The 18142-nt window shown below is 64.4% G+C and carries 21 protein-coding genes and 1 riboswitch; of the genes, 6 read left to right on the top strand and 15 right to left on the bottom strand.

Annotated elements, in window-relative coordinates; translation table 11 throughout:
* Positions 1 to 155: 155 nt before the first annotated feature.
* From EH240_RS32990 to EH240_RS32960, 7 genes are read right to left on the bottom strand one after another with little or no spacing between them, the layout of a single operon-like run.
* The gene (locus EH240_RS32990; protein ID WP_125006401.1) at positions 156 to 743 is read right to left on the bottom strand and encodes an NAD(P)H-dependent oxidoreductase; all 588 of its coding nucleotides are present in this window, start codon (positions 741 to 743) and stop codon (positions 156 to 158) included.
* Positions 743 to 1324: an NAD(P)H-dependent oxidoreductase gene (locus EH240_RS32985; RefSeq protein WP_167484273.1), complete on the bottom strand. Its 582-nt coding sequence runs from the start codon at positions 1322 to 1324 to the stop codon at positions 743 to 745. Before EH240_RS32985 ends, EH240_RS32990 begins: the two co-directional genes overlap by 1 nt.
* Entirely contained in the window at positions 1324 to 2721 is a 1398-nt protein-coding gene (locus EH240_RS32980; RefSeq protein ID WP_125006405.1) for an FAD-binding oxidoreductase, read from the bottom strand. Before EH240_RS32980 ends, EH240_RS32985 begins: the two co-directional genes overlap by 1 nt.
* Positions 2721 to 4022: a cytosine deaminase gene (locus EH240_RS32975; RefSeq protein ID WP_125006397.1), complete on the bottom strand. Its 1302-nt coding sequence runs from the start codon at positions 4020 to 4022 to the stop codon at positions 2721 to 2723. The genes EH240_RS32980 and EH240_RS32975 overlap by 1 nt, the downstream gene beginning before the upstream one ends.
* Before the next feature lie 33 nt (positions 4023 to 4055).
* On the bottom strand, positions 4056 to 4907 hold the full coding sequence (locus EH240_RS32970) for an ABC transporter permease (protein WP_125006395.1): 852 nt from the start codon (positions 4905 to 4907) through the stop codon (positions 4056 to 4058).
* Positions 4894 to 5712, bottom strand: coding sequence for an ABC transporter ATP-binding protein (locus EH240_RS32965; protein WP_125006393.1), 819 nt, complete (start codon positions 5710 to 5712; stop codon positions 4894 to 4896). The genes EH240_RS32970 and EH240_RS32965 overlap by 14 nt, the downstream gene beginning before the upstream one ends.
* Positions 5713 to 5727: 15 nt before the next feature.
* Positions 5728 to 6732 (bottom strand): ABC transporter substrate-binding protein, encoded by a 1005-nt coding sequence (locus tag EH240_RS32960; protein WP_125006392.1) that lies wholly within the window; start codon positions 6730 to 6732, stop codon positions 5728 to 5730.
* 253 nt (positions 6733 to 6985) lie between these two features.
* On the opposite strand from EH240_RS32960, the gene EH240_RS32955 reads away from it, so the two are divergent.
* Both EH240_RS32955 and EH240_RS32950 read left to right on the top strand, forming a co-directional pair.
* On the top strand, positions 6986 to 7369 hold the full coding sequence (locus EH240_RS32955; RefSeq protein ID WP_125006390.1) for a RidA family protein: 384 nt from the start codon (positions 6986 to 6988) through the stop codon (positions 7367 to 7369).
* Between the two features lie 66 nt (positions 7370 to 7435).
* Positions 7436 to 8233 (top strand): creatininase family protein, encoded by a 798-nt coding sequence (locus EH240_RS32950; protein ID WP_125006388.1) that lies wholly within the window; start codon positions 7436 to 7438, stop codon positions 8231 to 8233.
* Between the two features lie 11 nt (positions 8234 to 8244).
* Here the strand turns inward: EH240_RS32950 and EH240_RS32945 are convergent, their stop codons facing one another.
* A complete protein-coding gene (locus EH240_RS32945; protein WP_125006386.1) occupies positions 8245 to 8754 on the bottom strand; it encodes a tyrosine phosphatase family protein in 510 nt (169 codons plus the stop codon).
* The gene (gene cobD, locus EH240_RS32940) at positions 8751 to 9806 is read right to left on the bottom strand and encodes a threonine-phosphate decarboxylase CobD (RefSeq protein ID WP_125006385.1); all 1056 of its coding nucleotides are present in this window, start codon (positions 9804 to 9806) and stop codon (positions 8751 to 8753) included. The genes EH240_RS32945 and cobD overlap by 4 nt, the downstream gene beginning before the upstream one ends.
* On the opposite strand from cobD, the gene cbiB reads away from it, so the two are divergent.
* Entirely contained in the window at positions 9805 to 10794 is a 990-nt protein-coding gene (gene cbiB / locus EH240_RS32935) for an adenosylcobinamide-phosphate synthase CbiB (protein WP_125006384.1), read from the top strand. The two genes, cobD and cbiB, sit on opposite strands and share 2 nt — an antisense overlap.
* On the opposite strand, the gene cobO is transcribed toward cbiB, so the two are convergent.
* From cobO to EH240_RS32910, 5 genes are all read right to left on the bottom strand, one after another.
* On the bottom strand, positions 10791 to 11420 hold the full coding sequence (cobO, locus tag EH240_RS32930) for a cob(I)yrinic acid a,c-diamide adenosyltransferase (protein WP_125006382.1): 630 nt from the start codon (positions 11418 to 11420) through the stop codon (positions 10791 to 10793). The genes cbiB and cobO overlap by 4 nt on opposite strands.
* 1 nt (position 11421) lies before the next feature.
* On the bottom strand, positions 11422 to 11943 hold the full coding sequence (cobU, locus tag EH240_RS32925) for a bifunctional adenosylcobinamide kinase/adenosylcobinamide-phosphate guanylyltransferase (protein ID WP_125006380.1): 522 nt from the start codon (positions 11941 to 11943) through the stop codon (positions 11422 to 11424).
* A complete protein-coding gene (locus EH240_RS32920; RefSeq protein ID WP_125006378.1) occupies positions 11936 to 12733 on the bottom strand; it encodes a CbtA family protein in 798 nt (265 codons plus the stop codon). Before EH240_RS32920 ends, cobU begins: the two co-directional genes overlap by 8 nt.
* Before the next feature lie 15 nt (positions 12734 to 12748).
* Positions 12749 to 12928, bottom strand: coding sequence for a CbtB domain-containing protein (locus tag EH240_RS32915; protein WP_125006376.1), 180 nt, complete (start codon positions 12926 to 12928; stop codon positions 12749 to 12751).
* 37 nt (positions 12929 to 12965) lie between these two features.
* A riboswitch (cobalamin riboswitch) is annotated at positions 12966 to 13162 on the bottom strand.
* A gap of 71 nt (positions 13163 to 13233) precedes the next feature.
* Positions 13234 to 13920, bottom strand: coding sequence for a gamma-glutamylcyclotransferase (locus EH240_RS32910; protein WP_125006374.1), 687 nt, complete (start codon positions 13918 to 13920; stop codon positions 13234 to 13236).
* Between the two features lie 137 nt (positions 13921 to 14057).
* Between EH240_RS32910 and EH240_RS32905 the strand changes: the two genes are divergently transcribed.
* A complete protein-coding gene (locus tag EH240_RS32905) occupies positions 14058 to 15212 on the top strand; it encodes an aromatic ring-hydroxylating oxygenase subunit alpha (RefSeq protein ID WP_125006372.1) in 1155 nt (384 codons plus the stop codon).
* Positions 15213 to 15240: 28 nt separating this feature from the next.
* Here EH240_RS32905 and EH240_RS32900 read toward each other — a convergent pair whose 3' ends face one another.
* Positions 15241 to 16440, bottom strand: a complete 1200-nt coding sequence (locus EH240_RS32900) for an MFS transporter (RefSeq protein ID WP_125006370.1) — start codon at positions 16438 to 16440, stop codon at positions 15241 to 15243.
* Between the two features lie 227 nt (positions 16441 to 16667).
* Here EH240_RS32900 and EH240_RS32895 point away from each other — a divergent pair, with 227 nt between their 5' ends.
* On the top strand, positions 16668 to 17666 hold the full coding sequence (locus tag EH240_RS32895) for a heparan-alpha-glucosaminide N-acetyltransferase (RefSeq protein WP_125006368.1): 999 nt from the start codon (positions 16668 to 16670) through the stop codon (positions 17664 to 17666).
* Complete coding sequence (locus EH240_RS32890) at positions 17663 to 18139, top strand: methyltransferase family protein (protein ID WP_125006366.1); 477 nt, start codon at positions 17663 to 17665, stop codon at positions 18137 to 18139. The genes EH240_RS32895 and EH240_RS32890 overlap by 4 nt, the downstream gene beginning before the upstream one ends.
* Positions 18140 to 18142: the final 3 nt, after the last annotated feature.

Genomic DNA, 18142 nt, shown 5'->3' with positions numbered 1-18142 from the left:
GTGCGGATGTAGCGCCCCTTCCTTCGCCCCGTTCACGGGAGAAGGTGGCCCGAAGGGCCGGATGAGGGGCAGCGCCAAGTTCCGCCAGTGTAGCGCCGCCCCTCATCTGCCTGCCGGCATCTTCTCCCCGTAGAACGGGGAGAAGGACGCTAACCTCAAAACCGCTCCAGCCTCGCCCTTACCTTCGCCAGGAACGCCGCACGGCTCTTCGGCGTCGAGGAATCCATCAGATAGTGCGCCAGGAAGAACGTCCTGCAGCGTGTGGCGCATAACGCCCGCATGCCGCGCAGGATGGTCTTGCGGCCGGGCTGGCCGACGACGACGCTCCACCAGGTCGGCGCGCCGCAGGTGGTGATGACGCCGACCTTGGTCACATGCCTCATCAGCGACGTGATCCGACCCTTGCCCGCCGGCAGCTTGAAGGCGACATCGGTCGCCCACACGCGGTCGAACCAGCCCTTCAGCATGGCCGGCAGGCCGTACCACCAGGTCGGATAGATGAAGAGGATCGCCTCGGCCCATTGCAGATGCTCGAAATGCGGCCTGAGCGCCGGGTCCTCAGGCGCGCGGTCGTTGTAGGAGCGCCGTTCCTCGCAGCTCATCACGGGATTGAAATTCTCGGCATAGAGGTCGACCAGCCGAACGTCCCAGCCTCTGCCCTTCAGCACCTCGACGGCGGTGTCGCGGATCGAGGCGCAATAGCTCTCGGGCACCGGATGGCAATAAACCACCAGCACGCGCATCAGAATTGGTCCATGCTGGCGGCCACCCTCGCCACGAAGGCCTTGCGCGTCTCGTCGGTCGAAAGGTTCATCGAATAATGCGCAAGATAGGAGACGGAGGCGCCGGGCCTGATGGTGGCTCGCAGCATGCGCTTCACAATCTTGCGCGGCGGATCGCCCATCAGCATGGCGCGAAAACGGCTGCCGCCATAGGTGGTGACGGCCGCAAGCTTGCGGATGTTGTGCAGCGTCGGCTGCACCTTACCGTCGATCAGCTTGAACGACACGCCGGGCAGGAAGACGCGATCGAAGAACCCTTTCAGGATCGCCGGATAGCCGTAGTTCCAGACCGGAAACGACAGTACCAGCGCTTCGGCTTTGCGCAGTCTTTCAACGTAGCCGGCAACCGCATCCTCCGGCCCGCGCTGGTCGTGATAGCCGAGCCGCTCGGCGCGCGTCATCCGCGGATCGAAATCCTCGGCGTAGAGATCGCAGTCGTCGATCGCGTGGCCCGCCGCGGAGAGCCGCTCGACGATCGTCCGGTGCAACTCGGCATTGAAGCTGGTCTCCACCGGATGAGCGAAAAGCACGAGGACGTTCATCACCCCGCCTTTTGCAGCCCCTTGAACAGGAAGGACTTGCCCGAGCGATAGTCGTATCCTGGATTCTCCCAGGCGATCATCTTGCCGGGATTGAGCAGGCCTTGCGGGTCGGTCTCGCGCTTGAAGGCAAGCTGCACCTCGTCGGTCTGCTTCATGCCGCCCTCTTCCAGCGTGTAACGATGCGGATTGAAGATCCAGCAGCCATTGTCCTCGTGGATGCGGATGATCTCGTCGAGTCGCTCCTCCGTGGTGAAGCGCACCAATGGCAGCCCGGCGGCACCGATGGCGCCGTCGAAACGGATGAATTCGAGATGCGCGGGCACCTCGTCGCCGAAGCGGTCGACCATCGCCTTGACATGGGCGAGATGATCCGGCGACGGGTAGCGCGCCTGCAGATAGGTGATCGTCGGATCGACCCGGATGGCGCGCAGCGTCGTGTGGTTCCAGGTCAGCTCGTAGGCCGGCGGCAAGCCCTTGAGGTCGGCCTCCCTGTCGGCCCGGAAGACGATCTCGCCCTTGCCGCTGCGGACGAAGGCGAGAAAAGCATCCATGGCATGCGGCGCGATCATGCACACCACGATGCTCTGCTCGCGCCGGAAGAATTTCTGGTGCCGCTTGAAATAGTCGTAGGGGATAGGCGCCGCGATCGGCGTGATCAGCTTCGCCAGTATGCCGTCCTGGACGGCGAGGTCGTTGCCGAAGCCGGCCGCGTCCATGAAATCGTCGAAACCGACGATGACGTCGATCCAGTCGTAGGAGGCGGTCAGCGGCATCTCGACCTCGGTGATGATGCCGTTGGTGCCATAGGCGTGCATGACCTTGAGCACATCCTCGCCGGTCAGTTCCATTACGCGCGGCTCGGCCTCCATGGTCACGGTCCTGAGCCGGATGACATTGCCGAGGTCGCGCAACCCGCCCCAGCGGATCGAGCCGACACCGCCCGAGCCGCCGGCGACGAAGCCGCCGATCGAGGCCGTGTTGTAGGTGGACGGCGACATGCGCAATTCCTGCGCGGAATGCGCCCGCGTGGCGCGATCGATGTCGGCCAGAACGGCTCCCGGCCCGGTCACCACGCGCCCCGGCGCGATCGCCTTGACCTCGTTCATCTCGGCGAGGTTCAGCACCACGCCGCCCGACAACGGCATTGCTTGCCCGTAATTGCCGGTGCCGCTGCCGCGCGGCGTCACCGGGACACCGTGCCGGTGGCAGGCGGCTAAAACGCGGATCACCTCGCCCTCGTTCTTCGGCGTGACGATCAGGTCGCCGGTGACATGGTCGAGCTGCTGCTTGAGCAATGGACTGTACCAGTAGAAGTCGCGGCTCTTCTGCTGGACGATGGCCGGATGGTCGTCGATCTTCAGCCCTTCGAGATCGCGCTTCAGCGCTGCGATATCCATCATCCCACCATCAATTCGTCGAGTTCGGCATAGTCGGGCAGCCGGCGCTCGATCGCCCGGCCGTCACGCACCACGATGCGATCCGATTCGGGCCGCGACAGCAATTCGGTCCAGCTCCGTCCTTTGAAGACGATGAAGTCCGCGCTGCCGCCGGACGCGAGCGTGCCGGCGCCGTCGAGCCGCATCACCTCGGCCGGCGTCGCCGCTACCGCTTTCGGCCAGTCGCCGACCGGGTGGTCGAAATGCAGGATGCGTGTCGCCATGCGGTAGACTTCGAGCATGTCGAGATCGCCATAGGCGTAGAACGGGTCGCGCGTGTTGTCGGAGGCGACCGCAACCTTGATGCCGCGCGCCTTCATCTCGTGAACCAGCGTCACGCCGCGCCAGCGCGGCGTTGTGTTGTTGTTGCGCCTGTCCTGCAGATAGAGATTGCACATCGGCAGCGACACCACCGCGAGCCCCGCCTTCGCCACCTTGTCCAGCGTGTCGAGCACCTCGAGGTCCGGCTGGCGCGAGAGCGAGCAGCAATGGCCGACCAGGATGTTGCCGTCAAAACCGCTCCACAGCGAAGCCTCGGCGATCTTCTTCAAGGAGATCGCCGCGACATCGTCGGTCTCGTCGGCGTGGAAATCGAGATCGAGCCCATGCTTGATCGCCTGCGCGAACACCTGGTCGAGCAACTCCTCGAGATCAGGCACCATATAGGTGACGACGCCGAGCACGCCCTTGGCCGCGGCGACGCGCTTCGCCAGCCGCTCGAACCAGGCCTTGTCGCGCACGCCCTCGATGCCGAGCAGGCAGGCAGCCTGCAGGTCGATGCGCCCGCGCCAAGTCTCGCGCATCGCCTCGAACACCGGCCACGATATCTCCTCCTGAGGCGCGACGCTGTCGAGATGCGTCCGCAGGGCTCTCGTGCCGTGCGCGTAGGCGCAGCGCAGCGAGAAATCCATGCGCCGCGCCACGTCCTCCGCGCTCCAGCGCGCGGCCCGGTCGTTGCCGGTTGCGTTGAGCGCGCCCATGAAGGTCCCGTCGGGATTGGGTTTGCGCGGCCAGATATGGCCCTTGTCGATATGAGTGTGGCAGTCGACGAAGCACGGCAGCACGATGCGGCCGCCGAGATCGATGGCGTCGGCCGGGGCCTTCGATTTGCCGTGCGCGGTAACGGCGGTGATCTTGCCGTCGGCCACCATCATGTCGGCAAGCGCGAAGCCGTCGCTGTCGAAGGCTGCGGAAAGGCCAGGCGTCAGCGAAGCATGCAGCCGGACGTCGGCGAGCCGGTATGACGCTGTGTCCGGAATCAACTGCCGCTCCCTTGGGTGACGAGACAAACCACCCTACCGCTCCTGCTTCAGCGCGCTCTCGTGCCAGCGGCGCAGGATGAGATGCGACACCAGCGACAGCACGAGGAAGATCAGTATGCCGGTGAGCGAGATCAGGATCAGCGCCGCGAACAGCCTCGGCGCGTTGAGCCGGTAGCCGGCCTCGATGATGCGCGACGCAAGCCCGGACGATTGCCCCTGCGCGCCGGCGACGAATTCCGCCACCACCGCGCCGATCAGCGACAGGCCGCCGGCGATCTTCAGCCCGCCGAGAAAATAAGGCATCGCCGCCGGCAGGCGCAGATAGCGCAATTGCTGCCAGCGGGTCGCGCCATTGAGCTTGAACAGGTCGCGCAGGTTGCGGTCGACCGAATTCAGCCCAAGCGTGGTGTTGGACAGGATCGGGAAGAAGGCGACGATCCAGGCGCAGAGCAGAAGCTTGGTCGTCTGGTTGTTGATGTAGATGTTGATCAGCGGGAAGATGGCAACGATCGGCGTCACCTGCAGCACGATGGCGAAGGGGAAGAACGACATCTCCACCCATTTCGACTGCGCGAACAGCACCGCCAGCCCGACGCCGCCGATGACGGCAAGCAACAGGCTGAGGAATGTGATCCTCAGTGTCACCAGCAGCGACGAGAACAACAGCCCCGCATCGTCATGCAGGGTCTGCAGCACCACACCCGGTCGCGGCAGGATGTATTGCGGGATCTCGTTCCAGATGCAGATGCGGTCCCACAGCCAGATCGCCAGGATCATGATCGCCAGCGGCAGCACCCATTTGCCGATCCGTTCGAGCCGCTCCTGGCGCACGCGGCGCGCCTCTTCGGGGTCGAGCTTCAAGACATTGTCTTCAGTGGCCGTCATGATGGGATCCGGCGGTTGAGTTGATGGCATTCACCAGCACGTCGGACGCCTGGCGGCAGAGCGCTGCATAGTCGGGAGAGGTTCGGAACGCCTCGTCGCGCGGATAGGGCGCATCGACGGCAAGCTCGCCATGGACGCGCCCCGGCCGCGCCGCCATGACAACGACACGGCTGGACAGGAACACGCTCTCGAAGACGCTGTGGGTGACGAAGACGACAGTGAAGCGCTCGTCCTGCCAAAGCTCCAAAAGGTCGTTGTTGAGCTTGAAACGGGTGATTTCGTCGAGCGCGGCGAAGGGTTCGTCCATCAAAAGAATGCGCGGCTTCGTCACCATGGCCCGCGCGATCGAGACGCGCATCTTCATGCCGCCGGAAAGCTCGCGCGGCACGGCGTTCTCGAAACCGGTGAGATGGACGCGCGACAGCATCTTCATCACGGCAGGCCCGGCCCCTGCGCGCGACACGCCTTTCAGCCTGAGCGGCAGCCAGACATTGTCGAAGACGCTCGCCCAAGGCAACAGCGTCGGCTCCTGGAAGACGAAGCCGATATTCGAACGGTCGATCGAACCGCGCCAGTCGAGTTGGCCGGAGGTCGGCGTCGACAGGCCGGCGATCAGCCTGAGCGCCGTCGACTTGCCGCAGCCCGACGGGCCGAGCAGGCTGAGGAAATCGCCTTCCCGGATCGCCAGGTCGACCTTGCTCAGCGCCGTCACGCCGTTGGAAAAGACCTTGCCGACATTGCGCAGCGAAAGCAGCATCGGGTTCTCTCCCGATGCCGTTACCTGCGCCACTTTCTCCTGGATCATCTCAGGCAGGCCGCCTTACTTCTTCAGCTCCCGCCCAACCCCCTTGTTGATAAAGGCGAGCGTGTAGGCCTTCTTGATGTCGATGCCCGGCTGCGCCACCTTGGCCTTGACCATCTTGTCGTAGAAGCTCTGGATGCGCGCGTCGGTCATGGCGCCGATGCCGAGCTTTTCCGTATCGCCGGAATCGACAATGCCGAACTTCTTCAATTGCTCGATCGAGAAGGCGATCTGCTCATCCGTCATGTCCGGATTGTCCTTCTTGATCATCTCGTTGGCGGCTTTGTTGTCGCCGTAGAGATAATTGTACCAACCCTTGGCCGAGCCATCGACGAAGCACTGCACCACCTCAGGCCGCTTGTCGATCGTGTCCTGCATCACTTCGATGGTTGTCGCGTAAGTATCCCAGCCATTGTCGGCCAGCAGGAACTGGTTCGGCACGAAGCCGCCCTGCTTCTGCACGGCGAAGGGTTCCGACGTCACATAGCCCTGCTGGATCGATTTCTTGTTGGCGATGAAGGGCGCCGGGTTGAAGGTGTAGGGCACGCGCTTGGCAGCGTCGAAACCGAGGTCGGTCACCATCCACTGGAAGAAGGTCTGCGCGCCCTCGTCGCCGAGGATGTACTGGTCGGCATTCTTCAGGTTCTCCCAGTTGTCGAGCCCCTGCCCCGGCTGGGACATGATGACCTGCGGGTCCTTCTGGAAGTCGGCAGCTACGACGCGCATCGGGATGCCCTGCTGCACGGCGTCGAAGGCCGAGAGCAGGTTGCCGCCCATGTAGAAATCGATCTTGCCGGCCAGCAGCATCGGCCGGCCGCTGACCTGCGGGCCGCCCTGCATGATGGTCACGTCGAGGCCGCAGGCGGCGTAGGTGCCGTCGGCGATCGCCTGGTAGTAGCCGCCATGTTCCGGCTCGGCCAGCCAGTTGGTGCCGAAGGTGACTTTCTCGTTGGCCGCGGCGGCCAGCGTGCTGGCCGCCAGCAGCGCGATCGCGCCCGCCAGGATCTTTTCTTTTCCGTGCATAAACATCACCCTCTGTTGGCTCCGGCGCGCTGCGCGCTGGGCTCGACACCATTTGTTCAAGAAGCAAGACACATGCCACCGCCTGGGCCGCCTGCTTGCGCGGCAGTCATTGCCGAGACCGGACGGGTCATGCTGTACGGAAGGCATCGTGCCTATTTTTTGGACGGCTGTCCATAATCGCCCAGGTGGCATGCACCGCATCTTGTAGGTTTCGTGAATCCGGCCTTAGTCTGCCTGCGGACAGGAGAATGCCATGCTTAAATACCTCGCCCCCCAATCGATCAAGTCGCCCTTTGCCCGCTATAGCCATGGCGTCGAAATCCCGGTGGGAAAGCGCCTTGTCCTGTGCTCGGGCCAATTGGGCATCGGTCCGGACGATGTCGTCCCAGAAGATGCTGGCGCGCAAACGGAGCTTTGCTTCAAGAACATCGCCGCGATTCTCAGCGAAGCCGGGCTGACGCTGAACGACGTTGTGCGCATCAACGCCTTCGTCACCGATCGCGCGCATTTGCAATCCTACATGGACGTGCGCAACCGCCTGTTTTCCGATCCTGCGCCGGCCTCGACTCTGATGATCGTCTCCGGCTTCGCGCGCCCGGAATTCAAGGTCGAGGTGGAGGTTCTGGCAGCAGGCTAGCTGTTGCCCGGAATGGCCAGGCGCTTTAGACCTCCAGGCCGAACAGCAGACGATCGGGAGACGAAAGTGACGACAAGACGTGTGTGGTGGGGCGACTACCGGACGACCGAATACGCCTCGATCGACGCGGAAGCGACCATCGCTGTGCTGCCGGTGGCGGCGATCGAGCAGCATGGTCCGCATCTGCCGGTCTCGACCGACACCTCGATCATGATGGGCATGCTGGAGACGGTGATCGCGCGCCTGCCCGACGACCTCGACATCCGCATCCTGCCGGTGCAGGCGGTCGGCAAGTCGAACGAGCATCTGCATGCGCCCGGCACGCTCACCTTGCCGGCCACGACTCTTGTGGAGGCCTGGACCGAGCTTGGCCTCTCAGTCGCCCGCGCCGGGGTCAGGAAGCTGATCGTCGTCAACTCGCATGGCGGCAATGAGGAGATCATGGGCATCATTACGCGCGAACTGCGCGTGCGTGCAAAAATGCTGGCGGTGAAAACGAGCTGGCAGCGCTTCGGCCGGCCGGCCGGCATGTACACCGAGCTTGAGGACCGTCACGGCATCCATGGCGGCGATGTCGAGACCTCGCTGATGCTGCACTTCCGGCCCGACCTCGTCGACATGGGCAAAGCCGACAATTTCGTCTCCAATGTCGGCCGCGCCGAAAAGGAATTCGCCCTGCTGCGCCACACCGGAACGCATGCCTTCGCCTGGATCGCCAGCGACCTCAACCCCAACGGCGTGGTCGGCGACGCCAGCCTCGCCACGGCCGAGAAAGGCCGGCTGACGGCGGAGTTCCAGGCCGACGGCTTCATCAAGCTGGTTAGGGATGTGCGCAAGGCGAAGCTTGCCGACTGGCTGCCTTAGGCCGAACCGGCTTAAGCCTGAATATCCAGCTCGAAGGGCGCGCCCTCGAAAGCTTCGGCGCCGCGCCCGATCGCCTCGATCGCGGCGATCATGCGGCCGTCGCGTCCGAGCAAGGTGTCGGCCACGGCAATCAGCCGGGGATTGGGCGTCGCTGACGGCGAGAGAAAGCGCAGCGTCTTGGCCAGTTCCGCCTCGTCGCGTTTGGGCGCCAGCGCCGCCGCGATGATATAGGCCGAGGCGGTCGAGCGGCTGATGCCGGCATAGCAGTGCACGACCATCGGCTTCGCCCTGTCCCAGCGATAGGCGAAGTCGAGGAGCGCGCGCACATGCTCCTCCCCCGGCATGGTCATACCCTCCTGCGCGACGGCGATATCATGCATGACCAGATGCAGATGGTTCTCCGCCAGGATCGAAGCCGGACGGGTCACTTCGGTGCCCGCCGCAAGCAGCGACAGCAGCCGTTGGGCGCCAGTCCTCGCCACCGTCTCTTCCACCTTCGCCAGCGAACAGACATGAATCATGATGCGCTCTCCTTCGGCGCATCGTTGCGCCGCGAGGCCCAGACCGCAAGCGCGCTTTCGAGGCGCTGCCATTCCTCCTCGCTGCCCGGCAGGCCGGCCCGGAGGACCCGAGGCCGCTCGGCAAAATGACGAAGCAGGATGCCGAGCCCGCCAAGCGCGGAAAACAGCGGTTGGGCGTTGGGCAAAGACAAATAGCTGAACAAACTGGTGCCGCCGGCGACCGGAACATCGAATCGACCAAACAGCGCGTCGAGGTGCTTGGCATCTCCTGCCAGCCTTTGTCGCATCTCGCCCTGCCACTTGGTGTCTGCCAGTGCGCGGATGCCGTATTCCAGCGCCGGCCCGGCAACAGCCCACGGTCCGAGCTGCGCCTCCAACCGCTCGACAGTCAACGGGTCCGCCAGCGCGAAGCCGAGCCTCACACCGGCAAGGCCGAAGAACTTGCCGAAGGAGCGCAGCACCACGATACCGCCTTCGCCGACATAGCCGGCCAGGCTTTGCTCGATCGGGCCGACATCCATGAAAGCCTCGTCGACGACCAGCAAGCCGCCCTTGGCGCGAAGCCACACGGCGAGGTCGAGCAATCGGTCCCTTTCGATCACTCGTCCATCCGGATTGTTCGGGTTGACCAGCACTGCAAGGTCGGCGTCCGCCAAGGCGTCGAAATCGTGCACCTCTGCGACCGCATGGCCCGCGATCGCGGCGGCCCTGGCGTGCTCGACATAGGTCGGGCCGAGCACCAGCGCCTTGCCGGGCTTCACCAGCGAGGCGACGCGCGGCAGGAGGATCTGCGTGCCGGGCGCCGCCACGACATGGGAGGCTGACGGCGCGCCGTAGGCGTTGGCCGCAATTTCGGCCAATTCGCGCAGCCGTCGTGCTTCCGGCAATCGTGACAGGGCGGTGGCGGGCAGATCGAAAAGCGGATAGGAGTGCGGATTGATACCTGTCGAGAGGTCGACGAAAGGCCGTGGCGCGTGGGGGAAGAGCGCGCTCGCCCGGCCAAGGGATCCGCCGTGATCCACTGCAGCAATCGCTCCATCAAGAAGCTTCATGTCGATCCTGATCGCTTTCCTGTCACTCGCCGCTGAACTTGCCCTTGGTTATCCGGACTGGCTGTTCCGCGCTATCGGCCATCCAGTCACCTGGATCGGCAGCCTGATATCCTTTCTCGATCGCAGGCTCAACCGCGCTACCGATTCCGACGAATTGCGTCGCCGTCGCGGCGTCCAGGCGCTGCTGGTCATCCTGCTGGTGCCGGCCGCCATCGGCCTGACGCTGCATGTCCTGCTCTGGTTGATCTTCCCGTCCGGCCTGGTCATTGCGGCAATCCTCGGCTCCTCGCTGCTGTCGCAGACGAGCCTCGCCGAGCATGTCGAACAGGTGGCCGATGCGCTGGAGACAGGCGGCCTGACGCTTGGTCGCATCGCCGTTTCGCGCATCGTCGGCCGCGATCCGGAAAAACTCGACAAGGCGGGCGTCGCCCGCGCCGCGATCGAAAGCCTGGCCGAGAATTTCTCCGACGGCATCGTCGCGCCCGCCATCTGGACCGGCATCGGCGGTCTGGCCGGGGGTGCAGCCTACAAGGCCGCCAACACCGCTGATTCGATGATCGGCCACCGCACGCCGCAATATGAGGCTTTCGGCCGCGCCGCGGCCCGGTTCGACGACCTGATCAACCTGCCGGCCTCGCGGCTCACCGGCCTGCTAATCGTGCTGGCGGCCTTCCTGGTCAAGGACGCCGATCCCCGCAACGCCTGGCAAGTGATGCGGCGCGACGCGAAGAAACACCGCTCCCCCAATGCCGGCTGGCCGGAAGCCGCCATGGCCGGCGCGCTGGGACTGTCCCTGGCCGGGCCGCGCAGTTATGGCGGCGAGATGGTCGAGGATGCCTTCATGGGCGAAGGCGGCCGGCGCGAAGCCGAAAGCACCGACATCAGGCAGGCGCTGAAACTCTACCGGACCGCCGACTGGTTGCTGATCGCCTTGTTCGCAATCCTGTCGGCGGCAGCTATCTACCTGACAATCTTGATCAGCGGCTAGAATTCTATTCCCTGCTGTGCCTTAACGCCCGCCGAGAAATGGTGCTTGGTCAGCCCCATTTCGGTGACGAGATCGGCCGCCTCGACCAGCAACGGCTTGGCGTTGCGGCCGGTGACGACGACATGAAGGTCCTCGCGGCGCGCCTTGAGCGCCGCGACCACTTTTTCGAGGTCGAGATAGTCGTAGCGCAGCGCGATATTGAGCTCGTCGAGCACCACGAGGCTGATCGAGGGATCGGCCATCAGCTCGAGCGCCCTGGCCCAGGCAGCCTCCGCGGCGGCGACGTCGCGCTTCAGATCCTGAGTCTCCCAGGTGAACCCCTCGCCCATCGCATGCCAGACCACGCGGTCGCCGAAGGCGGCGAACGCGTCCTTCTCGCCGGTGTGCCATTTGCCCTTGATGAACTGGACGACGCCGACACGCTTGCCGTAGCCGAGCATCCTGAGCGCTAGGCCGAAGGCAGCAGTGGTCTTGCCCTTGCCCGGTCCCGTGTTGACGATGAGCAGTCCCTTCTCGATCGTCTTGCCGGCCACCTCGGCATCCTGCACCGCCTTGCGCTTGGCCATCTTGGCGCGATGGCGCTCCGCGTCCCTGTCATAGATGGTCTTGTCGTCGATCTCGGCCATGTCACTTCACCTTGAGCGGCAGCCCCGCCACCATCATCAGCACATTGTCGGCAACGGCCGCGACGTGCTGATTAAGCCGGCCGGCGGCGTCGCGGAAACGGCGCGCCAGCGCATTGTCCGGCACGATGCCCAAGCCGACTTCGTTCGACACCACGAACCAAGGCCCACGTGGGCGCGACAGCGCATCCGAGAGCCGCCGGCACTCGGCCTCGATGTCATGCTCCGCCAGCATATGGTTGGTCAGCCACAATGTCAGGCAGTCGATCAATACCGGCTGATGATTCGGCAAGGCCTCGATCGCGCCGACCAGGTCGAGCGGTGCGTCCACGGTGACCCAGCCTTCGCCGCGGCGAGAGCGATGCAGCGCGATGCGCTCGCGCATCTCGTCGTCATAGGCTTGCGCGGTGGCGATATAAGCCCAGGGCGACGGGCTTGCCGTCGCCAGGATCTCGGCATGCGCGCTCTTGCCGGAGCGCGCACCGCCGATGATGAAGGTCAGACGACCCCCGGCGCGATCAGGCAAAGCTGTCGCGCAGGCTGGTCGCCGTGCCGGTGAAGCGGCCGCGCACCACGCCGATCACGGCACCGAGCACAAGCCAGAACACCAGGTCGGTGAGCGTCACCGCCACGACGAACCGATGATGCAGCCCTTCCGGAATTGCAGTCTCGAAGCTGTCGGGCTGCGGCGCGCCGACGATGTGCGGCGCAACGATCAGCACGACCGCCAGGATGGCCAACGGCAGCGATTTGCGGAAGGCGATCAATCCGAGGCCGATCGCGGTCGCGGCCACCGTCGAGATCCACCAGATCTGGCGCGGCAGGAGCTCGGCCGCCGGCATGGCCGGCAGTTCGGGCGGCAGGCCAAGGCCGGGCGCCAGCGTGAATACCGCAAAACCGGCAAGGCCCCAGAACACGCCCTGGCGCCAGTTGCCGATGCCGCCGGCAAACTCCGAGACCGCGACCAGGATCAGCGCGAAGCCTATGCCGGTGACGATATTGGCGACGACGTTGAAGCCGAAGCGCTCGAAGCCGTCGGCCGGCGCCCAGCCTTCGTCCTCGGCCGGAGCAGCCGCCTCTGCCGGCGCCGGAGCAGCCGAGCTCATCGCGTTGTCCGCCGGAGCAGCCGAGCTCGTCGCATTGTTGTTGGTGCCGGCGGCGGCGAGGTCATGATGATGGCCGCCCCCCGCTTTTTCATAGACTTCCGCCTTGAGGATCAGCGGCACGGTCGCATAGGCCTGCATGCAGGCGAGCGCTATGCCCGCCACAAGCCCCGCGATCGCCGCGACGAACACGACGTTGCGAAACAGATTCATGATGTCAGGCCTTTGTCAGTGGCAGGGAAAAGCCATCGAGTGGCGATAGTCGTGGGCAGCGTTGTGGACCGCGTCGATATGCGAGAAGCCGACAAAGCCGACGACGAAAATGCCGAGCAGCGCGGCCATCGCCAGCTGCATCAAGCGCGACTGCGAGGAGACGGAGGCGCCGAGGGAGACGGAAGCAGTATTCATGTCTTGTCCTTTCGCCCTCCACCCGAGGGCATAGAAGTCAACTTTGCCGTCGCCGGCAGGTCTCCTGGCTCGCGGATCCGCGCCCTTCCCCACCTTCCCGAGGAAAAATCCTCAGTGGTTTATGGAGAGGACTACCGCACACAGTTGCGGGGGCAGCCACGGCTTTGGGCAGGAAATCCACCCTCACCGCATTCCCTCTTGGCTCCAAACGGAACCGACGACGTCATGCGACTATAGGCAGAATCGCCGCAGGCGGCAAACCAAATTCCGCCACGCCGGATCGCGATTGCGCCATGGCCGGCGCGTTAGGAGGCGGCGATCCTTTCGGCGACAAGTTGTTGCAACCGCCACAGATGGGCGTCGTGGATGCCGCGCGCTTCAAGGTTTTTAACCGTATTGTAGAGATAGTCTGCACCCGAGCCCCAATGGCCGCACGAAGTCGCCAGCCTTTCGACCACCTCGTCCTCGCTTAGCGGGCCGGCATAGGTCGTGCCTTTGCGGTTGATGACGAAGGCGAGCGCCTTCAACCGCCCTTTGTCGGTTGAAAGCTGCAGCAGGCGCGGCCGGTAGCTGGTCGGCTTCAGCGTCATCTCGCGCCGGAAAAGCTTGTCCAGCGCTTGCCGGCGCTCGCTGCCGTTCAGCCGGAAGGCGACGCCCTTGCATTGCCCGCCGCGATCCAGCGCCATCATCAAACCCGGGATCTCTTTTGTGCCGCGCCAGCGCGTCATGTTCATGCAGAAGGACCGGTGCCAGCCGCGCGCGACCGCCACCCGTTCCTCGACATGCTCGATCTCAGGCTTCCAGATCAGCGAGCCGTAACCGAACAGCCAGAGCGGCTCAGTAGCGGGGAGTTCGGCTTCCAGGGCGTCCAGCATCGCATCGTAGTCGGCGTCATCCAGATGCGCCGCATTGGGATCGGGCCCGCTGTCTTCGACCACGCGAAAGCAACGAGATACCAGTTCCTCGGTAAGCGACATCGTTCTTGCAGGCATGCTTTGCGACCCTGGCCCGCCGGCGAAGGCACCGGCATCGGGAAGCGACCTTAAGGGCGGTGCGGGAACGCCACAATGGCCGCGTAATTGACAACGGCCCTGCCCGGTGGCGGCTGTCTGCAGCCAGGGAGAAGCCGATGCAGCCGGGTCCAAGCGAGCGCCATCTCTACAACGGCCTGACACGCCTCGAGCCGACATTGCCTGCAACGGCCTATCGGGAAGCCGACGCTTACCGGCTCGATCTCGAAGCGATCTGGTACCGGAGCTGGCTGATGATCTGCCGCGAAGCCGACCTCGTCGAACCCCTCGCCTTTCGAACATTCCGCATCGGGTCGCAGGAGATTGTCGTGCTGCGCGACGAGACCGGGAGCTTGCGCGCCTTCCACAACACCTGCCGGCATCGCGGCGCGCAGCTTTGCCAGGAAAGCGCGGGGCGGCTGAAAGCAAGGCTGCTCACCTGCCCCTACCACGCCTGGTGCTATTCGCTGCGCGGCGACCTCGTGCGCGTGCCGTCGAAGTCGCTGCCCGAAGGCTTCGACAAGGCCGACTATCCGCTCTACCGCGTGGCCCTGTCGGTGTGGCGCGGCTTCGTCTTCTTCAACCTCGCCCAGGATCCCAGCGGAGAGGCGGAAAGCTCCTTCGATCCTGCATCGGGTGACCTTGCCAACTGGCCGCTGGAGACGCTCGTCACCGGGCACAGGCTCAGCAAGGTGATGAACTGGAAGATTTTCTGGGAGAACTTCAACGAGTGCCTGAACTGCCCGGGCGTGCACAAGGACCTGTCGCGGCTGGTGCCGATCAATGGCCGTGGCCTGATGGCGAGGCATGACGATCCGGAATGGGCGCGCCATGCGGATAACGACGCGCCGGAGTTTTGCGGCGGGCTGCGCGCCGGCGCCGAAACCTGGTCGCGCGACGGGCACGTCCATGGTCCGGTCTTTGCCGGCCTGACGGCGGCCGAGCGCGCCGCTGGCCAGACCTACGCCACCGCGCTGCCTTCGATGTTCATCGTCGGCCATGTCGACTATGTCCGCACAGTGCGGCTCGGCCCCGAGCAGACCGAGTTGACCGCCGAATGGCTGTTTACTCCGGAAGCGCTCGTGCAAACCGACATCGACAACATCGTCGCCTTCGGCACCCAGGTGCTGGAGGAGGATGCCGCGATCTGCGAGATCAACCAGAAGGGCCTGCGCTCGATCCGCCATGAAGCCGGCGTGCTGATGCCCGAGGAATATGATTTGCGCCGCTTCCACGAATGGGTGCGCGAACGCCATGCGGCGTTCCAAGCGTAGAGCATGATCCCAAACCGAAGGTCAGCGATCAAAACGACTTCGGCAGATAGCGCCAGGTGAAGAAGCCGCAGAAGGCGGCCAGTATGCCGAGCGTGACGAAGACCGAGCCGAGGCCGAAGAAAGTGAGCACCACCGAATAGACCAGCGGCGGCGTCAGCTCGGAAAAGTCGAGATAGGTGCGGTAGACTGCCGCCATCTGCGCCCTCTCATGAGAGCGCACCGACCGCATGAAGGCGGTCGAGCCCAGCGCCTCGAGCGCGATGGTGAAGAAGGCGCCGCAAAGCAGGAAGACGGCGGTGAGCAGCGGCGCGGCCTCACCGACGCCGCCGGCCGCAAAAAGCATCGCCGCCATGCCGAAATAGGCGAAGGTCATGGTCCGCCGGCCGCCGAAGCGCTTTCCCGCCTTGCCCCAGAAGATCGCCATGAACAAGAGCGCATTGCCGGCCGAAACCAATAGCCCGCCGGCAAGCTTGCCCTCGCCGGTGATCACCATGAACAGCGGGCCATAGACGAAAAAGGTCGTCCAGAAGCAGGAGCGGCCGAAGGCGATCAGCCAGGCGAGGCGCAGTCGCGGCTGCCCGACGAAGCGGCCGATATTGGCAAGCGGATTGGCCGGCCGGCTCTTGCCGGGACGGATCGACGGGTTGTCGCCGAGCCGGTAGGTCCAGAACAGCACGAGCAGCGCCAGCGCGAAGACCACGACCGCGCCATGCGCGGCATAGATCCCGAAGCGGGTATAGAGGAAAATGCCGAGCGTCGGCCCGCCGGTCCAGGCAAACATCGACCACGCCATGCGCAGCGATTCCGCCTGCATGAAGTCGGTCTTACGGATATGGTCCATGATGTAGAGGTTGAGCGTGATCGAGAGCGCGCTGGCGCCCATGACACGGCAGAGCATGCCTATGAGTTGTCCCCACAGCGTGTGGGTGACGAAGAACACCGAGCCGACCGCCAGCATCAGGCAGCCCGCGGTGTAGACCCAGCGCCTGGCGAAGCGGCGGATCAGCATCGGCATGAACAGCGTGACCGACAGGCCGAGCAGCGACACAATGGTATAGAGAATCGAGACGATCTGCTCGTTGTGCAGGATTTCGTAGGCCTGGATCGGGATCACGCTGGAGATCGTGGCGCGGGCAAAGGATTCGACCGCATAGAGCGACGCGAAGGTGCACGCATCGGCCGGCCGGAGAGCCGGAAGCCAGATCGGGTGGCGCACATGGGTGGACATCGGCCCTCCGAAAAGTGAATCGCCCGCCAAATCTGGCCGGACCAGTGGCCGGCCGGTAGCAGGAAACCGACTCCGGGAAGTCGAAAAGCGAAGCCGGTCAAAGGCTTTCCGCCACTGGCCTAAAGCGGCTTGCCATGCCGCCTATGCGCGGCTTGGCCGTCGCACCTCTCCGTTGTTCGCCTGAACCGTGATAGTCGTTTGCCACGACTGAATCGGATTGCGAGATCATGAGCCTTCAAACGACGAGCGAAGCCGTTCAGGACGCGCCGAAACGCGGCCGCATCGTCGCCATAGACATCCTGCGCGGCATCGCGCTGATCGCGATGGCGAGCTACCATTTCACCTGGGATCTCGAAAACTTCGGCTACACAACACCGGGCCTGACCGCCTTCGGTTGGTGGAAGCTCTATGCGCGCTGCATCGCCTCGACCTTCCTGTTCCTGGTCGGCGTCAGCCTGTTCCTCGCGCATGGCCGCCAGATCCGCTGGCCGGGCTTCTGGAAGCGTTTTGCCATGGTCGCCGCGGCGGCGATCGCCATCTCGGCCATCACCTACATCGCCACGCCGGACGGCTTTATCTTTTTCGGCATCCTGCATGAGATAGCGCTGGCGAGCCTGCTCGGCCTCGCTTTCCTCAGGCTGCCGGCGCTGCTGACCGCAATCGCCGCGGCAGCCGTGATTGCGGCGCCCTACTATCTGCGGTCGGAATTCTTCGACCATCCCGCGCTGTGGTGGGTCGGGCTGTCGGCGACCAACCCGCGCTCCAACGACTATGTGCCGCTGTTTCCATGGTTCGGCGCGGTGCTCGCAGGCATCGCGGCGGTCAAGCTCGCTTCGGCCTCCGGGTTTCTCGCCCGGCTCGGCACTTGGATGCCTGGCGGCTGGTCGAAGCCGCTCACCTTCATCGGCCGGCACAGCCTCGCCTTCTACCTCATCCATCAGCCGGTGCTTTTCGGCTCGGTCTGGCTACTTTCGCAGGTCATGCCCGCCGCGCCGCAAGACAAGGACGCCGGTTTCCTGAAAGCCTGCCAGGCATCCTGCGAGCAGCAGGACACGGCCTTCTGTTCCAGCTATTGTGGCTGCATGCTGGATACGCTCAAGGCCGAAGGGTCTCTCGACAAGCTCTACGGCAACGACCAGTCCAGCATATGGAAATCGCATCTTGCCGATCTCGCCGGCACCTGCACCGCGGAGACGCAAAGCAAGATGGAGGGAGGACAGCAATGACCGGCACCCAGCCAAAGCATGGGATAATCCCCTGGCCGCCCGTGATCTATGTCGTGGCGATCGCACTCAGCGTCGTGCTCGGTATGTTCTACCCGCTGCCCTGGATCGGCGACATCTTCGGCGACATCCTGGTCGGCGCCGGCTGGGTGGCGCTGTTTGGCGTCGCAGCGCTCTGGGTCACGGCGATCCGCACCATGGTGCGCGCCAGGACGACGCTCAATCCGAATGCCGAGCCAGACCATCTGGTGACGTCTGGGCCCTTCGGCATCACCCGCAATCCGATGTATCTCGCCAACACGCTGCTTTTGATCGGCGTCGCCTTCATCACCGGCATAGCGTGGTTCCTGCTGTTTGCCTTCCTCGCCGCCTTCGCGACGCAGAAAATGGCGATCGAGAAGGAGGAAAAGATGCTGGCAGCGAAGTTCGGCAAGAAATACCGCGACTATGCCAAGCGCGTGCGGCGCTGGATTTGAGCA

It is taken from the genome of Mesorhizobium tamadayense, from assembly GCF_003863365.1.
In the GTDB taxonomy this organism is placed as follows: Bacteria; Pseudomonadota; Alphaproteobacteria; order Rhizobiales; family Rhizobiaceae; genus Mesorhizobium; species Mesorhizobium tamadayense.
This window is presented reverse-complemented; position numbering and strand designations above follow the sequence as displayed.